Annotated in this window: 18 protein-coding genes and 1 tRNA gene; 6 read left to right on the forward strand and 13 right to left on the reverse strand. The window is 64.8% G+C overall.

Annotated features, from left to right (window positions below):
• Nucleotides 1–6: 6 nt before the first annotated feature.
• A complete protein-coding gene (locus QA645_RS05590; RefSeq protein ID WP_283048767.1) occupies nucleotides 7–444 on the forward strand; it encodes a hypothetical protein in 438 nt (145 codons plus the stop codon).
• A 103-nt stretch (nucleotides 445–547) separates the two neighbouring features.
• Here the strand turns inward: QA645_RS05590 and QA645_RS05595 are convergent, their stop codons facing one another.
• Together QA645_RS05595 and rmuC are read right to left on the reverse strand one after the other, a co-directional pair.
• The gene (locus tag QA645_RS05595) at nucleotides 548–1,912 is read right to left on the reverse strand and encodes an MFS transporter (protein WP_283048769.1); all 1,365 of its coding nucleotides are present in this window, start codon (nucleotides 1,910–1,912) and stop codon (nucleotides 548–550) included.
• 86 nt (nucleotides 1,913–1,998) lie between these two features.
• Entirely contained in the window at nucleotides 1,999–3,198 is a 1,200-nt protein-coding gene (rmuC, locus tag QA645_RS05600) for a DNA recombination protein RmuC (protein ID WP_283048770.1), read from the reverse strand.
• Nucleotides 3,199–3,369: 171 nt separating this feature from the next.
• On the opposite strand from rmuC, the gene def reads away from it, so the two are divergent.
• The 3 genes from def to truA all read left to right on the forward strand — a co-directional run bounded on the left by def (nucleotide 3,370) and on the right by truA (nucleotide 5,759).
• Nucleotides 3,370–3,894 carry a peptide deformylase gene (def, locus tag QA645_RS05605; RefSeq protein WP_254191544.1) on the forward strand — a complete coding sequence of 175 codons (525 nt, stop codon included), beginning with the start codon at nucleotides 3,370–3,372 and terminating at the stop codon, nucleotides 3,892–3,894.
• Between the two features lie 204 nt (nucleotides 3,895–4,098).
• A complete protein-coding gene (fmt, locus tag QA645_RS05610) occupies nucleotides 4,099–5,022 on the forward strand; it encodes a methionyl-tRNA formyltransferase (RefSeq protein WP_283048772.1) in 924 nt (307 codons plus the stop codon).
• Nucleotides 5,022–5,759 (forward strand): tRNA pseudouridine(38-40) synthase TruA, encoded by a 738-nt coding sequence (truA, locus tag QA645_RS05615; RefSeq protein ID WP_283048774.1) that lies wholly within the window; start codon nucleotides 5,022–5,024, stop codon nucleotides 5,757–5,759. Before fmt ends, truA begins: the two co-directional genes overlap by 1 nt.
• 176 nt (nucleotides 5,760–5,935) lie before the next feature.
• Here truA and dapE read toward each other — a convergent pair whose 3' ends face one another.
• The 11 genes from dapE to rpmH form a co-directional block, all read right to left on the reverse strand.
• Complete coding sequence (gene dapE, locus QA645_RS05620) at nucleotides 5,936–7,102, reverse strand: succinyl-diaminopimelate desuccinylase (protein ID WP_283048776.1); 1,167 nt, start codon at nucleotides 7,100–7,102, stop codon at nucleotides 5,936–5,938.
• Nucleotides 7,099–7,755, reverse strand: coding sequence for a DUF805 domain-containing protein (locus QA645_RS05625; protein WP_283048778.1), 657 nt, complete (start codon nucleotides 7,753–7,755; stop codon nucleotides 7,099–7,101). The genes dapE and QA645_RS05625 overlap by 4 nt, the downstream gene beginning before the upstream one ends.
• A 228-nt stretch (nucleotides 7,756–7,983) precedes the next feature.
• Entirely contained in the window at nucleotides 7,984–8,829 is an 846-nt protein-coding gene (gene dapD, locus QA645_RS05630) for a 2,3,4,5-tetrahydropyridine-2,6-dicarboxylate N-succinyltransferase (protein ID WP_283048780.1), read from the reverse strand.
• 172 nt (nucleotides 8,830–9,001) lie between these two features.
• A complete protein-coding gene (locus tag QA645_RS05635) occupies nucleotides 9,002–9,727 on the reverse strand; it encodes a pyrimidine 5'-nucleotidase (RefSeq protein WP_283048781.1) in 726 nt (241 codons plus the stop codon).
• A gap of 188 nt (nucleotides 9,728–9,915) precedes the next feature.
• On the reverse strand, nucleotides 9,916–10,902 hold the full coding sequence (locus QA645_RS05640; protein WP_283048783.1) for a DUF1036 domain-containing protein: 987 nt from the start codon (nucleotides 10,900–10,902) through the stop codon (nucleotides 9,916–9,918).
• A 155-nt stretch (nucleotides 10,903–11,057) separates the two neighbouring features.
• The gene (gene argB, locus QA645_RS05645) at nucleotides 11,058–11,945 is read right to left on the reverse strand and encodes an acetylglutamate kinase (RefSeq protein WP_254128037.1); all 888 of its coding nucleotides are present in this window, start codon (nucleotides 11,943–11,945) and stop codon (nucleotides 11,058–11,060) included.
• Between the two features lie 273 nt (nucleotides 11,946–12,218).
• Nucleotides 12,219–12,578 carry a DUF423 domain-containing protein gene (locus tag QA645_RS05650; RefSeq protein WP_283053093.1) on the reverse strand — a complete coding sequence of 120 codons (360 nt, stop codon included), beginning with the start codon at nucleotides 12,576–12,578 and terminating at the stop codon, nucleotides 12,219–12,221.
• The gene (gene yihA, locus QA645_RS05655) at nucleotides 12,578–13,231 is read right to left on the reverse strand and encodes a ribosome biogenesis GTP-binding protein YihA/YsxC (RefSeq protein WP_254128038.1); all 654 of its coding nucleotides are present in this window, start codon (nucleotides 13,229–13,231) and stop codon (nucleotides 12,578–12,580) included. Before yihA ends, QA645_RS05650 begins: the two co-directional genes overlap by 1 nt.
• A gap of 89 nt (nucleotides 13,232–13,320) precedes the next feature.
• Nucleotides 13,321–15,174: a membrane protein insertase YidC gene (gene yidC / locus QA645_RS05660; RefSeq protein WP_254128039.1), complete on the reverse strand. Its 1,854-nt coding sequence runs from the start codon at nucleotides 15,172–15,174 to the stop codon at nucleotides 13,321–13,323.
• A 16-nt stretch (nucleotides 15,175–15,190) separates the two neighbouring features.
• Nucleotides 15,191–15,583, reverse strand: a complete 393-nt coding sequence (gene rnpA, locus QA645_RS05665) for a ribonuclease P protein component (protein ID WP_283048787.1) — start codon at nucleotides 15,581–15,583, stop codon at nucleotides 15,191–15,193.
• 27 nt (nucleotides 15,584–15,610) lie between these two features.
• Entirely contained in the window at nucleotides 15,611–15,745 is a 135-nt protein-coding gene (gene rpmH, locus QA645_RS05670; protein ID WP_008542748.1) for a 50S ribosomal protein L34, read from the reverse strand.
• A 362-nt stretch (nucleotides 15,746–16,107) separates the two neighbouring features.
• Here rpmH and QA645_RS05675 point away from each other — a divergent pair, with 362 nt between their 5' ends.
• On the forward strand, nucleotides 16,108–17,637 hold the full coding sequence (locus QA645_RS05675) for a HAMP domain-containing sensor histidine kinase (protein WP_254128041.1): 1,530 nt from the start codon (nucleotides 16,108–16,110) through the stop codon (nucleotides 17,635–17,637).
• Nucleotides 17,638–17,895: 258 nt separating this feature from the next.
• A tRNA-Arg gene (locus QA645_RS05680) sits at nucleotides 17,896–17,972 on the forward strand.
• Nucleotides 17,973–17,990 lie beyond the last annotated feature (18 nt).

The following is a 17,990-nucleotide window of genomic DNA, read 5'->3' on the forward strand; positions in this document are numbered from 1 at the left end:
GACGACATGACGAAACTTTTCGCCACACGATCGGCTTTGGTCGCGACGATGCTGCTGCTGGTGACACCGGCCATCGCCGCGCCGCAGGAGGACGATGGGGCGCCGCCGCCCTCGAAGCCCGGCAAGCTGATCAGCGCCGGCGAGGTGCTCTCGGGCGAACTCAACGCCATGAAGATTCGCGACACCAAGAACGCCGGCAAGCGGGTTGCGATGTACCAGATCACCTCCGAGCCGCGCCGCCTGCCCGCGCCGAACGGGCTGTGCGATCTCGAAACCGGACCCGAAACCTTCCAGCTCGTCACCTCCAACGACGCGCAGGCCACGCAGTTGAAATCGTTCGTCGGCAAGGAGATTTCGGTCAAGGTCGACGAAATCGCCTGCGCCAGCGATCCCGGCCAGATGAGCGAGGCCGTGGTGACGAAGTGGAGCTTGGTGAAGAAGTAGGAAGCGGCAATCGAGGTGCCGTAAGGTGGGCAAAGGCGCAAAGCGCCGTGCCCACGATTTGGATGCCGTGGGCACGCTTCGCTTTGCCCACCCTACGGGACCGTCAAATCCGCACCGGCCCCAGCGCCTCAAAATGCCCGCGCTTCTGCAGCCAGACGAGCAGCACCAGGCTCGGGATCGCCACCAGCACGCAGATCACGAAGAACAGCGGCCAGCCGGTCGCAGCCGCCACGAAGCCCGCCCCTGACGACAGATAGGTCCGCCCCACCGCGGCAAGCGCGGTGAGCAGCGCATATTGCGTCGCCGTGTGCAGCGGGTTCTGGCACAGCGCCGAGAGATAGGCGACGAAGATCACGGTGCCGATCGCGCTGGTGAAATTCTCTGCGCAGATGGCGAGCGCCAGTGCCCACTGATTGGTGCCGACAATCGCGAGCCAGGAGAAGGTGAGGTTCGCCAGCGCCTGCACCACGCCGCCGATCCAGAGCGAGGTCGCGAGCGAATAACGCCGCGCGACAAAACCACCGGCGAAGCCGCCGATCAGCGTCGCAGCGAGGCCAACGCCCTTCACGATCGCCGCATAGTCGTTGCGGGTGAAGCCGAGGTCGATCACGAACGGCGCGGTCATCGTGCCGGAGAACGCGTCGGTGAACTTGAACAGCACGACGAAGGCGAGCGCCGCGATCGCGTCCTTGCGCGACAGGAATTCCGAGAAGGCGCCGATTGCCGCGTGGAGCACGCGCGTGAACGCGGTCTCTTCGTGCGTCGCAGCTTCCGCGCGCATCGATTGCTCGGGCTCGGTCGCGACCAATGCCGTGATCGTCCCGATCAGCACCATCGCCGCCATGACCACATAGCCCCACATCCAGGCCGAGGTGCGCGTGATGCCGGTGCTCTCGAAGCCGGAGACGATGAACAGCGCACCCGCGGTCGAGACCAGCATGCCGATGCGATAGGCCGCGACATAGGCCGCCATGCCCGCGGCCTGCTCGCTCTCGGGCAGGCTCTCGACGCGGAAGGCATCGACCACGATGTCCTGCGTCGAGGACGTCGTCGCCACCAGCAGGGCGCCGAGCGCGACGTAGAACGGCGAACGTGCCGGATCGGTCATCGCGAGCAGCAGGATCGAAATGATCAGCAGTATCTGCGAAAACACCAGCCAGCCGCGCCGCCGCCCGAAGGCTTGCGTGAACAGCGGGACATGCAGCGCGTCCACCAGCGGCGCCCACAGGAATTTCAGCGTGTAGGGCGTGCCGACCAGCGCAAACAGCCCGATGGTCTTGAGATCGACGCCTGCCTCGCGCATCCACACCAGGAGCGTCGATCCCGACAGCGCCAGCGGCAGCCCGGACGAAAAGCCGAGGAACAGCACGATCAGCACCCGCGGTTGCAGGTAAACGGCCAGACTGTCGCGCCAGGAGGTCGCAGGGGCGGATGCAGCGGCGGGCGAGGTCGCGTCGGGTGCGGTCATGGGACGGTGTTAGCAGATTCTGGGGGCGATGCCTCGGCCACAAAAGCCGTCATGGCCGGGACAAGTCCGGCCATGACGGCCCAGAATCACTCCCCAGCCTGGAGCTTCCTTGGAAACAGCTCCGGCGCGCCGGTCGATACCAGCCGCGGGCCTTCCGGCGCGTCGGTCTTGCTGAAATCGAGCTCCTCAATCCGGCCTGCGCGCTTTTCGATCTTGTCGGCGGAGATCAGGATCTGGCGGACGTCCTCGTTGGCGTCGGCAAAATGCTTCTGCAATTTCAGCACGCGATCCCTGAGACGACCCAGATCGTCGCCGAGCTTGATCACCTCGGTCTGGATCTGGTCGGCGGCATCGCGCATGCGCGCGTCCTTCATGATCTGCTGCATCACCTGGATCGCGAGCATCAAGAGCGAGGGCGACACCAGCACGACCTTGGCGCGATAGGCCTTCTGGATCACGTCGTCGAAACCGTCGTGGATCTCGGCGTAGACCGATTCCGACGGCACGAACATCAGCGCCATCTCCTGGGTCTCGCCGGTGACGAGGTATTTTTCGGCGATGTCGCTGACATGCTTCATCACGTCGCCGCGCAGCCTCTGCGTGGCCATTCGCCGCTCCTCGTCGGTGCGGGCATCGTGCAGCGCGGTCATCGCCTCCAGCGGAAACTTCGCGTCGATGCAGAGCGGCCGCTGGTCGGGCAGGAACACGACGCAATCGGGCCGCTTGCCGGTCGAGAGCGTGAACTGGAATTCGTAGGCCCCCTTCGGCAGGCCGTCCTGGACGATCGCCTCCATCCGAGCCTGCCCGAACGCGCCGCGCGACTGCTTGTTGGCGAGCACGTCGCGCAACGTCGTCACCTGCGTGGTGAGGTCGGTGAGGTTCTTGTGCGCGTTGTCGATGATGCCGAGCCGTTCGTGCAGCGCGCGCAGGCTCTCCATGGTGTTGCGGGTCGAATGTTCCATGGACTGGCCGACCCGATGGGTGACCGAATCCAGCCGCTCGTTGACCGCCCGCGCCATCTCGGCCTGGCGGCCGGCCAGCGCCTGGGTCATGGCGTCGGCCCGGCCGGCGGCCTCGCTCTGGGCGTGCAGGACCTGACTGAGGCGCTCCTCCAGCTCGTCGGCACGGATGGCATGGGCCATGGCGAGTTCCGCGCCGCGCCGTCCGGAGCGCGCGATCACGATGGCAATGACAATCAGCAGGATGAGGACCAGGGCGCCGAAGCCGATCAGCGCATCAATGGTGCGCACCGGCCAGTCGCCCAGCATGAAAATGATCTCGTTCATGCCAGCCTTTCTAACCGATTCGCCGGGGTGCACGAACGAATAGCGAACATTTGTGGTTAACCGATCCCTGATTTTTATGGTTAACAAAAGCTGAAGTTTTATGGTTAGCGGACCGTTAACGCGTTCCCGGCCGCATTGACCGCTTGTCGCGCGCAGCTTAAATCGCCCGCCATGGCCCTCAGAGAAATCATCATCCTGCCCGACAAGCAGCTGCGTCTGGTCTCCAAGCCGATCGAGAAGGTCACGCCGGAGATCCGCAAGCTTGCCGACGACATGTTCGAGACGATGTACGACGCGCCCGGCATTGGCCTGGCGGCGATCCAGATCGCACAGCCGCTGCGGCTGATCACCATGGACCTCGCCAAGCCCGACCCGGACGGCGAGACCAAGCCGGAGCCGCGCGTCTTCATCAATCCGGAGATCATCGCGTCGTCCGAGGATATGTCGGTCTACGAGGAAGGCTGTCTGTCGATCCCCGAATATTACGAGGAGGTCGAACGGCCGGCGAAGGTGCGCGTGCGCTTTACCGACCTCGACGGCAAGCTGCACGAAGAGGACGCCGAAGGCCTCTACGCCACCTGCATCCAGCACGAGATCGACCATCTCAACGGCGTGCTGTTCGTCGACTATCTCTCAAAGCTCAAGCGCGACCGCGTGCTCAAGAAGTTCGAGAAAGCCGCCAAGCGCGCGGAGTAAGTTTTGGTGTTACCCCACACTCCCCTGCGCTCCCTCCCCCCTTGTGGGGGAGGGTGGGGGAGAGGGGTAGCCCAGCAAAAGGCGCTCTTGATTTGCGGAGCGTAAGCAAAGTGCCCGCGCTCAAACCGAGAGAGCACGTCGTGTGGCACCCCTCTCCCTAGCCCTCCCCCACAAGGGGGGGAGGGAACGTACCGAGTCCTTGTCATGCCCCTCCGCCTGATCTTCATGGGCACGCCCGATTTCTCCGTGCCGACGCTGCTCGAGCTCGTTGCGCATGGCCACGAGATCGTGGCCGTCTATACCCGCGCGCCGAAGCCGGGCGGGCGGCGCGGGCTGCAGATGCAGCCCACTCCGGTCGAGGAAGCCGCACGAAAGCTCGGCGTGCCCGTGCTGACGCCGAAGACGTTGAAGACACAGGAAGCGCTCGACGAGTTCAGCGCCTTTGATGCCGATGCCGCCGTCGTCGTCGCCTACGGCATGATCCTGCCGCAGGCGATCCTCGATGCGCCAAAGCTCGGCTGCTACAATCTGCATGCTTCGCTCTTGCCGCGCTGGCGCGGTGCCGCGCCCATCAACCGCGCGATCATGGCGGGCGACGCCGAGAGCGGCGTGATGGTGATGAAGATGGATGTCGGCCTCGACACCGGCGACGTCGCCATGGCCGAGCGTCTCGCCATTACCGACAGCATGACCGCGATCGATCTGCACGATCGCCTGTCCCGGCTTGGTGCCGATCTGATGGTGCGCGCGATGGCCGCGCTCGATCGCGGCGGGCTCCAGCTCAAGAAGCAGAGCGAGGACGGCGTCACCTACGCCGCCAAGATCGACAAGGCCGAGGCGCGGATCGACTGGAGCAAGCCTGCGCGCGCGGTGCTGCGCCACATCCACGGCCTGTCGCCGTTTCCCGGCGCCTGGGCCGAGCTTGAGAATGCGCGTGTCAAAATCTTGCGCTGCGAACTGGCGAAAGGCTCGGGCGAGCCGGGTGCGGTGCTGGACGAGCAGCTCACGATTGCCTGCGGCGAAGGCGCGATCCGCATTATCGAGCTGCAGCGCGAGGGCAAGGGCCGGATGCAGGCCGCGGACTTCCTGCGCGGCGTGCCTGTGAAGCCGCCGATGCGGCTGGCCTGATGCCCCGCTACAAGCTCACCATCGAATACGACGGCGCGCCGTTTTTCGGCTGGCAGGTGCAGGAGACGCTGCCCTCGGTGCAGGGTGCGCTCGAAGCGGCGGTGAAGGCGATGACGGGCGCGGACCTGCGGGTCCATGGCGCGGGCCGCACCGATGCCGGCGTGCATGCGCGCGGCCAGGTCGCGCATGTCGACATCGAGAAGCAGTTTCCGCCGGGCCGCTTTCGCGATGGCCTCAACGCGCATCTGCGCCCGCATCCGATCGCCGTGCTCGAAGCCGACATTGTGTCTGATACGTTCGAGGCGCGCTTCTCGGCCGTGAAGCGGCACTACCGCTACCGCGTCGTCAACACCCGCGCCAATCTCGCGCTCGACGTCGGCCATGCCTGGCGCGTGCCGCGCCGGCTCGATGCGGATGCGATGCATGCGGCCGCGCAGCGCCTGCTCGGCAAGCACGATTTCACCACGTTTCGCGACACCGAGTGCCAGGCCAAATCGCCGGAGAAGACGCTCGACCAGCTCGACGTGCTGCGCGATGGGCGCGAGATCGTCATCGTCACCTCGGCGCGCTCGTTCCTGCACAGCCAGGTGCGCTCGATGGTGGGATCGCTGGTCTGGGTCGGCGAAGGCCGCTGGACCGCGGACGATCTCTCCGCAGCGCTGGAGGCCCGCAACCGCGCCGCCTGCGGCATCGTCGCGCCGCCGGAGGGGCTGTATCTGATGAAGGTGGATTATTGAGGGATGTGAGCCGTAGAGATCGCGCGCCCTCTCGCCACCCCCGCCGCTGTCATGCCCCGGCCTGACCGGGGCATCCAGTACGCCGCGGCCTCCCGGCTCAATCACTGCTATCTCTGGAATACTGGATCGCCCGATCAAGTCGGGCGATGACAGCCGTGTTTGTGGAGGCGACGCGCCTACCCAAAATACCGCGTCAAAATCCCGCGATAGACCTTGGTCAGCTTCTCCAGGTCAACCACCGGCACGCGTTCGTTGACCTGGTGCATGGTCTGGCCGACCAGGCCGAACTCGATCACGGGGCAATAGCTCGAGATGAAGCGTGCATCCGAGGTGCCGCCGCTCGTCGACAGTTCCGGCTTGCGGCCCGTGATCTCTTCGATCGCGGACACGGCGAGATCGGTGAATGGGCCGGGCTTGGTCACGAACACGTTGGAGTTCGAAGGCTCCCAGACGATGCGGGCCTTGATGCGGTTGCCGCACGCCTTGGTCAGGCGCGTCTCCACCAGCTCGCGCAGGCTCGCCTGCGTGTGGTTGTCGTTGTAGCGGATGTTGAATTTAGCGCGGGCCTCGCCGGGGATGACGTTGTTCGCCTTGTTGCCGACGTCCACCGAGGTGAATTCGAGATTGGAGGCCTGGAACTGGGCGCTGCCATTGTCGAGCGGCTCGTCGGAGATCGCCACGATCAGTCGCGAAATATCCGGCACCGGATTGGCCGCACGATGCGGGTAGGCGACATGGCCCTGCACGCCGTCAACATAAAGGGTCCCCGACTGCGAGCCGCGGCGGCCGACCTTGATGGTGTCGCCGAGCGCCTCGACATTCGAGGGCTCGCCGAGCACGCAATGGTCGAACTTCTCGCCGCGCTCTGCGGCCCACTTCAACAGCTTGATGGTGCCGTTGATGGAGACGTCTTCCTCGTCACCGGTGATCAGGAACGAGATCGAACCTTTCCCGTCGGTGCGCGGCTTGCCGTCGTTGGCGGCGAGATGCTCCAGCACCGCGGCGACCGAGCAGGCGATGCCGCCCTTCATGTCGACTGCGCCGCGGCCGTGTAGGAAACCGTCCTTCACCTCGCCGGAAAAGGCACCGACGCTCCAGGCGCTCTCGTCGCCGGGCGGCACCACGTCGGTATGGCCGGCGAAGGTGATGTGCGGCCCTTCAGTGCCGATCCGCGCATAGAGATTGTCGACGTCGGCGGTGCCGGGTTCGCTGAAGGTCACGCGGTGGCAGGTGAAGCCGGCTGCGTTGAGCGCTTGTTCAAGCACGCCAAGCGCGCCGGCGTCGGCCGGCGTTACCGAGGGGCAGCGGATGAGGTCGCGGGCAATCGAAAGAGCATCGGTCATGAGCCCCGCTTAACATGCATGCCGCCGGGTGGGCTAGCGCTCGGCGGCACGAATTCGAGCTCGCGGCTCTGGTCCCAGCTTTTCGCAGGGGAGGCTGCGGGTGGGGAAGGGGCCTCGATCTCGGCGAGCGGGTCGGGGCCGAACCGGTTGTGGCCCGAGGTGCCGGGCACGATGAACAATTCGACGAGCCCCCACAGCCACAGCGCGTAGATCGCCCAGTCGAACGGAACGAACCAGCGCGAGGCAGGAAGCAAGCCTGAGAAATGGAAGAACAGTCTCGGGACGAATACGAAGGGAATGATCCACCATCCGCTCCTGTCACGGTCGTGCAGTCGCTTGATGGCGGTCGCGAGGAAGATCCAGAAGAACAGCGACGTGCCCAGCGCCTTGAGGATCAGTGTCGCGCGATCCGTTGAGGCCAGCGAACGGTAGGTCCGGGGATCGACAGCCTTGAAGACGTCGTCGAGGGCGAAATCAAGATCGATGTCGAAGCCGAGCTTGAGGGCGAGGGTCGTGCCGCCTTCGACGGCCCGCATGACTTGACCGACGATCTCCAGCAAGCCCGCCAGCAAGGCCACGATCAGCAGCGCCTGCCACAGCAGGGCACGGTTGACGCGGCCGTCGAAGCGAAAAAGATACCAGCGCCAGTTCATCGCAAAGGCTCCGGGCCGGAGAGGCGCCCGGAGATTGGTCGCGATGGGGGAGGGGTGGGTTCGATCGTCCCCCGGTGTCGTCCCGGCGAAGGCCGGGACCCATACCGCAAGGTCTACCGATTGTGAACGATAGCAGTACCGAGCGACCAGTCTTCACCAAATAACTGCCTGTGGTTATGGGTCCCGGCTTTCGCCGGGACGACCATGCAGAGGCAGGGCGCGCTGCGATTAATCCCGCAGCAGCTCGTTGATGCTGGTCTTCGACCGCGTGCGCTCGTCGACGCGCTTGACGATCACGGCGCAGGCCGTGCTCGGGCCGATCTGGCCGTTCTTCATGGGCTTGCCGGGCAGTGCGCCGGGCACCACCACCGAATATTCCGGAACTTCGCCCATGAAGACCTCGCCGGTCTCGCGGTCGACGACCTTGGTCGAGGCACCCAAAAACACGCCCATCGCCAGCACCGCGCCCTTGCGCACGATGACGCCCTCGGCGACCTCACTGCGGGCGCCGATGAAGCAGTCGTCCTCGATGATCACGGGCTCGGCCTGCAGCGGCTCGAGCACGCCGCCGATGCCGGCGCCGCCGGAGATGTGCACGCGCTTGCCGATCTGCGCACAGGAGCCGACGGTGGCCCAGGTGTCGACCATGGTGCTCTCATCGACGTAGGCGCCGAGATTGACGAAGGACGGCATCAGCACGACGTTCTTGGCAATGAAGGCCGAGCGGCGCACGACGGCGCCGGGCACCGCGCGAAAACCGGCGTCGCGAAAACGGTTCGGGCCCCAGCCTTCGAACTTCGAGGGCACCTTGTCCCACCAGTTCGCCTGGCCCGGGCCGCCGGGAATGACGTCCATGTCGTTGAGGCGGAAGGAGAGCAGCACGGCCTTCTTCAGCCACTGATTGACCTTCCACTTGCCGTCGGCCCCGCGCTCGGCAACGCGCGCCTCGCCCTTGTCGAGAATCTCCAGCGACTGGTTCACGGCCTCGCGCACTTCGCCCTTGGTCGAGGTCGAGATGCCGTCGCGTGCATCAAAGGCACTGTGGATGGTGGATTCCAGGGCGGACAGGGACATCGGGATTTCCTCTTTGGATCGGGGATTTTGAGGGATTGGGCGCTTTTTCGGGATTTGAGGGGACGGAGTCAAGGCTCCGGTGTCGTCCCGGCGAAGGCCGGGACCCATACCCACAGGGAGGAGTTTGGCGAGGACTCGGAGTTACCGCTTCGCCTAAAACCACATTTCGTGGTTATGGGTCCCGGCCTTCGCCGGGACGACATGGAGAGAGCATGCTGAGCCCGGCCAAAAACCCCGCCAGATCATCCGTGACGTGGTCGACATGGGCGGCGTCGCGGCCCTCCAGTTCCCAGTCCTCGCGCACCACTTCCTTGGTCCCGTCAGGCACCACCAGCACGGTGGTCATGCCGAGCTGATGCGGGACGGTGAGGTTGCGGGCGAGGTCTTCGAACATGGCGGCCTTGGCCGGGTCGACGGCATGAAGGCCGAGAAATTTCTGATAGGTCTGCGCCGCCGGCTTGGGTTCGAACTCGGCGGCGATGATGTCGAACACGCCGTCGAAATGCGAGCCGAGGCCGAGCCGCGCCAGCACCGCATCGACATGATCGACCGAGCCGTTGGTCAGGATCAGCTTTCGTCCCGGCAATTTTGCGATGGCCTCGCCGAGCGCCGGGTTCGGCTCCAGCGGCGAATGGTCGATCTTGTGCACGTAAGCGAGGTAGTCGTCGGCGCGTACGCCATGCAGGGTCATCATGCCGCGCATGGTGGTGCCGAAGCGCTGGTAATAGTCCTTCTGGATCTTGCGCGCTTCTTCCGGGCCGACCTGCAGCCAGTTGCACACGAACTCCCCGATCCGCGCATCGACCTGCTGCCACAGATTGACGTGATGCGGATAGAGCGTGTTGTCGAGGTCGAACACCCAGGTGTCGACGTGGGCGAAGGTGCGGGGTTGGGTCATCTCAATCTCTTCTGTGGGCCGAAGTAGCAGCTCCGCCTTCAATTGTCGTCCTGGCGAAAGCCAGGACCCATACTCCGCAGCCCATCAATGGGGCACTCCGGTCATCGTTCTTCGCCAAACCCAATCCTGGGGTAATGGGTCCTGGCTTTCGCCAGGACGACGGATGAGCAAGAGTAGCCATCATCACCTCACGGCACCGCAAACCGCAGCGTCTTGCCGCCACTGCTCATATCCACCGCTCCAAAACCGGTCGCCGCAAATCCGCGCGCGCCACAATCGGTCTGCTCGTTGGTCTCGAACTTGGTCTCGCGGGTGCAGATCTGCTTGTCGCCGCCCCAGTTCAGCGGCTTGTCGTTCAACTTGATGGCGCGGTTGTCGGCATCAACCGCTTCCGCGAAGCTGTAGATCTGCTTCGGCTGCCCGGTCACATCAGGGTGCAGGCAGGTCTTTGGATCGATGCGGTACCAGCCGCGGCTCGTCACCGACTTGCCGTCGTCGGTCGCGACCGCCGCCATCACCTTGTGCGGCGTGTCGTTGCACCAGGTCAGACCGCTCGGGGACGGCGCCTGCGCCGCATCGACCATGGTCTTGAACAAGTTGGGCGATGAGACCACGTCGGTGGACAGGCCGCGGCTCTTCAGGAACGCAGCGAGCGCGGCCTGCGTCTTCGGTCCGTCGACGCCGTCGATCGCGCCGATGTCATAGCCCGCGATCACCAAAAGCCGCTGGATGCCGGCGAGCCGCGCCTGCTCGTCGTCATATTCGGAATCCTCGGCGAGATAGGCGACGAAATTGCCGTCGTCGCCCTGCGTCGGTGTGATCTGGGTGAAGGCGGCCTGGGTCTGTCCGGTGCGGCACTGCCGCGCGGCCGCGATGATGAAATTGTCCTGCGCCACGCACAGCATGTCGCTGCCGTTCTGCGGGATCGGGGAGGCGCCATAGACGCCGAGCGCCCGCGCATTGAGCAGGATGCGGTCGGCGGTCAGCGTGCCCTGAACCACAACGCGACAGGTGGCGGGATCGATCCTGAACCAGCCGCGCGTCGCAGTCGCCGCCTTGTCGTCGATGCCGATCGCGGCCTCGACGACATAGGACATGCGGTTGCAGATCTTGAGATCGGCGAAGGCCGGCGCGGAGGAGAAGAAGAACGAGACGGCCGCCGCCGGCAGCGTCATCAGCAAACGCGTCAGAGGCGAGCGGCGATGCCTCTGAACTCTCACCTCGTCATGCCCGGGCTTGTCCCGGGCATCCACGTTCTTGGGTCCAGACGAAAGATCGTGGATGGCCGGGACAAGCCCGGCCATGACGATGTCTCTCGTTTTTGCGTCGCTCACTTGTGGATCAGCGTTCCCGTGCCCGTGTTGGTGAAGAGCTCGAGCAGCACGGCGTGCTGCATCTTGCCGTCGATGATGACGACGCCCTCGACACCCTGCTCCAGCGCATAGATGCAGGTCTCGACCTTCGGGATCATGCCGCCGGAAATGGTGCCGTCGGCGATCAGTTTTCGCGCGTCTTTCACTGACAATTGCGGGATCAGCTTCTTCGACTTGTCGAGCACGCCCGGCACGTCGGTGAGCAGCAGGAGACGCTTGGCCTTCAGCGCACCGGCAACGGCGCCCGCAAAGGTGTCGGCGTTGACGTTGAGCGTCTGGCCGTCCTTCGAGGTTGCGAGCGGTGCCAGCACCGGGATCAGCTCGTAGCCGATCAGCTGGTTGAGCAGCGTGAGGTCGACCTTTTCGGGGTCGCCGACGAAGCCGAGATCGACCGCCTTCTCGATATGCGAGTCCGGATCGATGATGGTGCGCGTCGTCTTCGACGCCTTCACCATGTTGCCGTCCTTGCCCGAGAGGCCCACGGCCTTGCCGCCGGCTTCGTTGATGTAGCCGACGATCTGCTTGTTGACAGAGCCGGCGAGCACCATCTCGACGATCTCGATGGTCGCGGCATCGGTGATGCGCAGGCCCGCGGCGAATTCAGAGACGATGCCCAGGCGCTTGAGCATGGTCGCGATCTGCGGCCCGCCGCCATGCACCACCACCGGATTGATCGCGGTCTGCTCGAGCAGCACGATGTCGCGGGCGAAATTCTTCGCGGTCTCCTCGTCGCCCATGGCATGGCCGCCATATTTGATGACGATGGTTTCTTCGTCGTACTGCTGCATGTGCGGCAGCGCTTCGGACAGGATGCGGGCCTGGTCGAGCGGGGAGATTTCGGTCATGAGGCGGATCTCGCTGGCGGGACTAACGCGGCCAGCGTTCTATCTGATTGGCGGGCGAGGCGCAAAGTGTGGTGTTGTTACCCTCTCCCCTTGCGGGAGAGGGTGCCTCGCGAAGCGAGGCGGGTGAGGGGTTCTCTCCGCGAGCGCGCCTGTGGAGAGAGACCCCTCATCCGGCGCCATAGCCGATGCGAAGCATCGGCGTTCTTGAGGAGACGGCGGCCGAAGGCCGCCTACGCCACCTTCTCCCGCAAGGGGAGAAGGAAGAAGCAGGCACTATTTGCTGGAAATCACCGCCGCCAGCGTCACCGCCAGCCAGCTCGCAATCATCAGCGTTCCGCCGGTCGGCGCAGCCATCGGAAACAGTGAGTGCCCGGCATATTGCCGCAAGGTCAGGTCGCCCGCGAACAGCGCCGCGCCGGTCACGAAGCCGATCGCGGCGATCAGGCCAATTCCGCCGTGCAGAAGGCCGCGCGCGAGCAGGGCGACAGCGGCCAATATGGCAGTTGCATGAAACAGCAGCATGGCGCTGGCGGAGGCAAGCCGGCTGGCGTCGGCGCCATGGGCGGAGGCAGCGGCCAGCGCCACGCCGGCGGCGCCCATCAAGCCGGCTAGCGCGATCAGGAGGCGAGCCATCACTTGGTCCGCTCCTCCAGCAGCTTGGCCATGGCGGCGCGCAGTTCGGCCATGCCGGTCGATGAGCGCGACGAGGTCGCGAGCACGTTCGGGAACGCCGCGGGATGCTTGGCCAGCGCCGCCTCGGTCTCGGCGATGCGCGATTGCAGCTCGGAGGCCTTCACCTGGTCAGCCTTGGTCAGCACGATCTGGTAGCTGACGGCGGAGCGGTCGAGCGTCTTGAGCACCTCGAGATCGACGTCCTTCAGCCCATGCCGCGCGTCGATCAGCACGTAGACGCGTGCGAGCGAGGCACGCCCGAGCAGGAATGTGTGGATCAGCTCGGTCCATGACGCGACCTGGCTCTTCGGCGCCTTGGCATAGCCATAGCCGGGCATGTCGACGAGACGCAGGTCGGTTTTCCCGGGGACCTCGAAGAAGATCAACTCCTGGGTGCGGCCCGGCGTATGCGAGGTGCGCGCCAGCGCGTTGCGCCCCGTAAGCGCGTTGATCAGGCTCGATTTGCCGACATTGGAGCGCCCGGCAAAAGCGATCTCCAGCCCCGCCATCGGCGGCAGCGTCTGGATCGAGGGCGAAGCCCAGATGAACTGCCAGTCGCGGGCGAACAGCTTCCGCCCGGTTTCGATCAGCTTGTCGTCTGACTTATCGGTCATCTAAAAATTATCCCCCTCCTAAACGTGGATGCCCGGGACAAGCCCGGGCATGACGCTGTGGAGGCAGTTTGCCTGGCAGTGTCGGACGGCTACGTCGCCTCAGTCGTCACTTTTTTTTTGAACACGTTTCGAATGTTGTCCAACAGCTCCACCTTCACGCCGTTGCGACGCATGATGAAGCTCTGCTGGAGCACCGAGAGCGTGTTGTTCCAGGCCCAGTAGATCACGAGGCCCGCCGGGAAGCCCGCCAGCATGAAGGTGAAGATCAGCGGCATCCAGTTGAAGATGATCTGCTGCGTCGGATCCGGCGGCGTCGGGTTCAGCTTCATCTGGAACCACATCGTGATGCCCATGATGATCGGCCAGATGCCGAGCGCGAGGTAATGGCCGAACAGCGGAAGCGTGGTCGGATCGAACGGGATCAGGCCGAACAGCGTGAACAGATTGGTGGGATCGGGCGCTGAGAGGTCCTTGATCCAGCCGAAGAACGGCGCGTGCCGCATTTCGATGGTGACGAACAGCACCTTGTAGAGCGAGAAGAACACCGGGATCTGGATCACCACGGGAAGACAGCCGGCGACCGGATTGATCTTCTCCTTGCGGTAGATCTCCATCATCTCCTGCTGCTGCTTCACCTTGTCGTCGGGATAGCGCTCTTTCAGCGCCTGAAGCTGCGGCTGGACCGACTTCATCTTCGCCATCGAGGCGTAGGACTTGTTCGCCAGCGGGAAGAACAACAGCTTCACGATCACGGTCACGAGCAGGATCGAGATGCCGAAATTGCCGAAGAAGCGGTAGAAGAAGTCGAGACCGAGGAACATCGGCTTGGTGATGAAGTAGAACCAGCCCCAGTCGATCAACAGATCGAAATGGTTCAGCCCGAGCGCCTTGTTGTAGCCGCCGAGGCCTGCGAACGGGAACACGCCGACGACGCCGGCTTCCTTGGCACCGGCGAACAGCCGCGCGTTTGCGGTCGCCGTGCCGCCGATCGCGACGGTGACGGGATCGAGCAGATAGTCGGTCTGGTAGGTATGGACGTTGCCGACGAGGTTCGAGGAGAACTTCGCCTGAAGCTGGGCACTGGTGTCGGGCAGCAGCGCCGAAGCCCAGTACTTATCGGTCATGCCGAGCCAGCCATTGGTGGCCTTGAAGTTGACCGACTTGGCTTCGTCGATCTTCTTGTAGGCATATTCCTGCAGGCCATCGAGATAGCCGATCAGGCCTTCATGCAGGATGTAATAGCCCGACACCTGCGGCGTGCCGTGGCGCGAGATCAGCGCGAACGGGTAGAGCGTGACCGGCGCGTTGCCGACATTGCTCACGTCGTCCTTGATGGTGAAGAGATAGTGGTCGTCGACCGAGATGGTGCGGCGGAAGGTGAGGCCTTCGCCATTGTCCCATTTCAGCACCGCCGGAGAGGTCGGCGTCAGGCTGCCGCTGCCCTCCTGCTGCCAGACGGTCTGGGCATCGGGCATCTTCGCGGTCACGCCCGTCGCGGCCACCCAGCCGAACTCGGCGTAATAGGGCTCTGCGGTGCCCGAGGGCGAATAGAGAATGATCGGCGGCGATTTCGGGTCGACCGTCTCGCGGAACTGCAGCAGCGCGAGGTCGTCGATGCGGCCGCCCTTGAGCGAGATGCTGCCGGCGAGGCGCGGCGTATCGATCTTCACGCGGGGGCTTGCGGCAATCGCGGTGTCGCGGCTGACGGTCGGCTGGACCTGCTGGTTGGCGCCCGGCGCGGTGGTGGGCGTCGTGCCGGCCTGCGGGGTGGCACCCGGCGTGGCGGATGCGGTCGGCTGCGGATTGGCCTTTTGCAGCTCGGCCTGGGCCTGCTGCTGGGCGCGCTGCTTCTCCATCGCCGGCACATTGTAGAAGTACTGCCAGGCGATCAGCACCAGGCCGGAGAGAATGACGGCGAGGATGGTATTGCGATTGTCGGTCATCACTTTGATCTCGTCATCAATCCGGTTTGCGGCTGGCGGCTGGGCCGGGCCTCGGCCCGCGTCCCTTGTTAGGTCCTTTGGCCGTATGCCGCGCGGGCTTCGTGAACGCTATGCGCAGATCGTCGAGCATGGTCGTGAAGTCGCGCGAGAGCGCGTCCCTGCGGCCGACCAGCACATAATCATGATGGGGTTGCATCGAAACCGGATCGAGCCGCTTCACCAGTTCGCGAAGCCGGCGCCGGATGCGATTGCGCTCGGGGGCGTTGCCGTTCTTTTTGGTAACGGTGAAGCCGATCCGGATCGGGCCAGCGTCGTCGCGGATGCGGCTTTGCAGGACGAACGCGGGACTATTCACCCGCGCGCCATTGGCAACGGCGAGGAAATCCGCTCGCTGCCTCAGCCGATCCATAATGAAATCCCAAAAAGGGGGTCCGGCTCAGGCGCTCAGACGCTTGCGGCCGCGGGCGCGGCGGGCAGCCAGAACCTTGCGACCGCCGGCGGTCGCGAGACGGGCCCGGAAGCCGTGGCGGCGCTTGCGCACCAGTTTGCTGGGTTGATAAGTCCGCTTCACGGGTTTTTCTCCGCTGACCGGGCAATTTGCCTGTAGAATTGATGGTAAAGTCCGGAAGATGCGGCCCCAAATGGGTCCTTTCCGGCCCCAGAAGAGCCGCTCCCGGTGTCGCACCGGGTCATCGCGGACAATTTGCGCGGCTTATAAGCGAGCGACTTGTTTTCGTCAACGCCACAGGACCGCGCAGTTCCGGTGAATATCACTGTTTCCTTGGGGTTTTTAACCCTTGAGGTGGCGGATGGCGGTATCAGCGCCTACATCCCACCTTGGCAGATTAGCGATCCGTAATTTGACCACCCCCAGGGTCGGGTCGCATCCTCCAGCAGTCGAGCTCTATCAGAAGGCCAGCAGGGGCGATTTTCGTGGTAGCGACAGACCTCCAGCAGCCGACCCAGGATCCGGATCGCGTGACCGATCAGGATCCGGATGGGCCATTGGACCAGCCGGTGACGCGATCCCGCGGACCGGGTGGCCTCGGCCTGTCCGGCAAGCTGTTGCTGTTGACCGTCCCACTGGTGATGATCGCGGCCGTCCTGCTCTACGTGCCCGCGATCGCGAACTTCTGGGTCAACCGGCTCAACGACCGCGTCGCCGCGGCCAACACGGCGGCGCTGGTGCTCGATGCGGCGCCGCTCGGCATGGTGCCGGATTCGCTGTCGCGGGAAATCCTCAAAAGCATCAATGCGCGCGCGGTCGCGATCAAGATGGGCCAGCAGCGCCGCCTGCTCGCCAGCGACAATCTCCCCGCCACGATCGAGCATGACATCGATCTGCGCGACATGACGGTGTGGCAGGCCATCACCGGCTCGTTCCAGATGATGCTGGAGACCGGCAACCAGCCGATCCGCATCGTCGGCCCCGGCGTCGGCAACGCCCAGTTCATCGAAATCGTGACCGACGACCTGCCGCTGCGGCAGTCGATGTATCGCTTCTCCCGCAACGTCGTGGTGGTCGCGCTGATCATCGGCATTTTGACCGCCGGCCTCGTCTATCTCGCGCTCCATTATCTGTTCGTGCGGCCGATGCGGCGGCTGACGGCGAGCCTGGTCGGCTTCCACGAAAATCCCGAAAGCTCGGCGCGGATCATCGTGCCGAGCCAGCGCAGCGACGAAATCGGCGTCGCCGAACGCGAATTGTCGGACATGCAGCGCGACCTGATGTCGATGCTGCATCAGAAGAGCCGGCTCGCAGCCCTCGGCCTCGCCGTCTCCAAGATCAACCACGATCTGCGCAATCTGCTGGCCTCGGCGCAGCTCCTGTCGGACCAACTCGCCAGCGTGCCCGATCCGCGGGTGCAGCGTTTCGCGCCAAAGCTGGTGCGCTCGCTCGAACGCGCCATCGCCTTCTGCCAGTCGACGCTGTCCTATGGTCGCGCCCAGGAGGCCGCGCCCGACCGGCGCATGATGCTGATCGAGCCGGTCGTGCTGGAGGTGCGCGAGACCGCCGGTCTTGCCAATGACGTCTCGATTGCCTGGGTCGCCGCGATCGAGCGCGGGCTCGCGGTCGACGCCGATCCAGACCAGCTGTTCCGCGTGCTGCTCAACCTCGTGCGCAACGCCGCCCAGGCGCTGGAGAGCCATGCCTCCGGCGACGGCGGCCCGCAACAGATCCGGATCACCGGAAAACGCGAAGGCGGGGTCGCCATCCTGGAAGTCTCCGATACCGGCCCGGGCGTGCCTCAGAAGACCCGGGAGCATCTGTTCGAGGCGTTCCAGACCTCCGGCCGCCCCGGCGGCAGCGGGCTCGGCCTTGCCATCGCAGCCGAGCTCGTCCGGGCCCATGGCGGCGACATCCATCTGGTCGAAGGCACCATCGGCGCCACCTTCCGGATCGTCATTCCCGACCGCCCCGTGGAACTCCTCTCCATCCGCAACGAGCGGCAGCGGGCCTGATCGGCCAGCGGCCTGCAATCTCCTGTCATTCCGGGGCGCGCCTCTTGGCGCGAGCCCGGAATCCATAACCACCAGCCGGGGTAATGGATTCCGGGCCTGGCCCTTCGGGCCATCCCGGAATGACGAGCGAGTTGAAAATCTCCCCATCCCGGACCTTGCCAATCCGGCCAAGAGCGGTTAGTCAGAGCGCTCTTTCGCACCCCTCCCGGCGCTGTCTGGAGGCTGCAAGCGGGCCCAGCCCGCTGTCTTGCGAAAAACGCGCCCGTAGCTCAGCTGGATAGAGCATCAGACTACGAATCTGAGGGTCGGACGTTCGAATCGTTCCGGGCGCGCCATTCTGCCCCCTGTGCAGA

It is taken from the genome of Bradyrhizobium sp. CIAT3101 (genome assembly GCF_029714945.1).
In the GTDB taxonomy this organism is placed as follows: domain Bacteria; phylum Pseudomonadota; class Alphaproteobacteria; order Rhizobiales; family Xanthobacteraceae; genus Bradyrhizobium.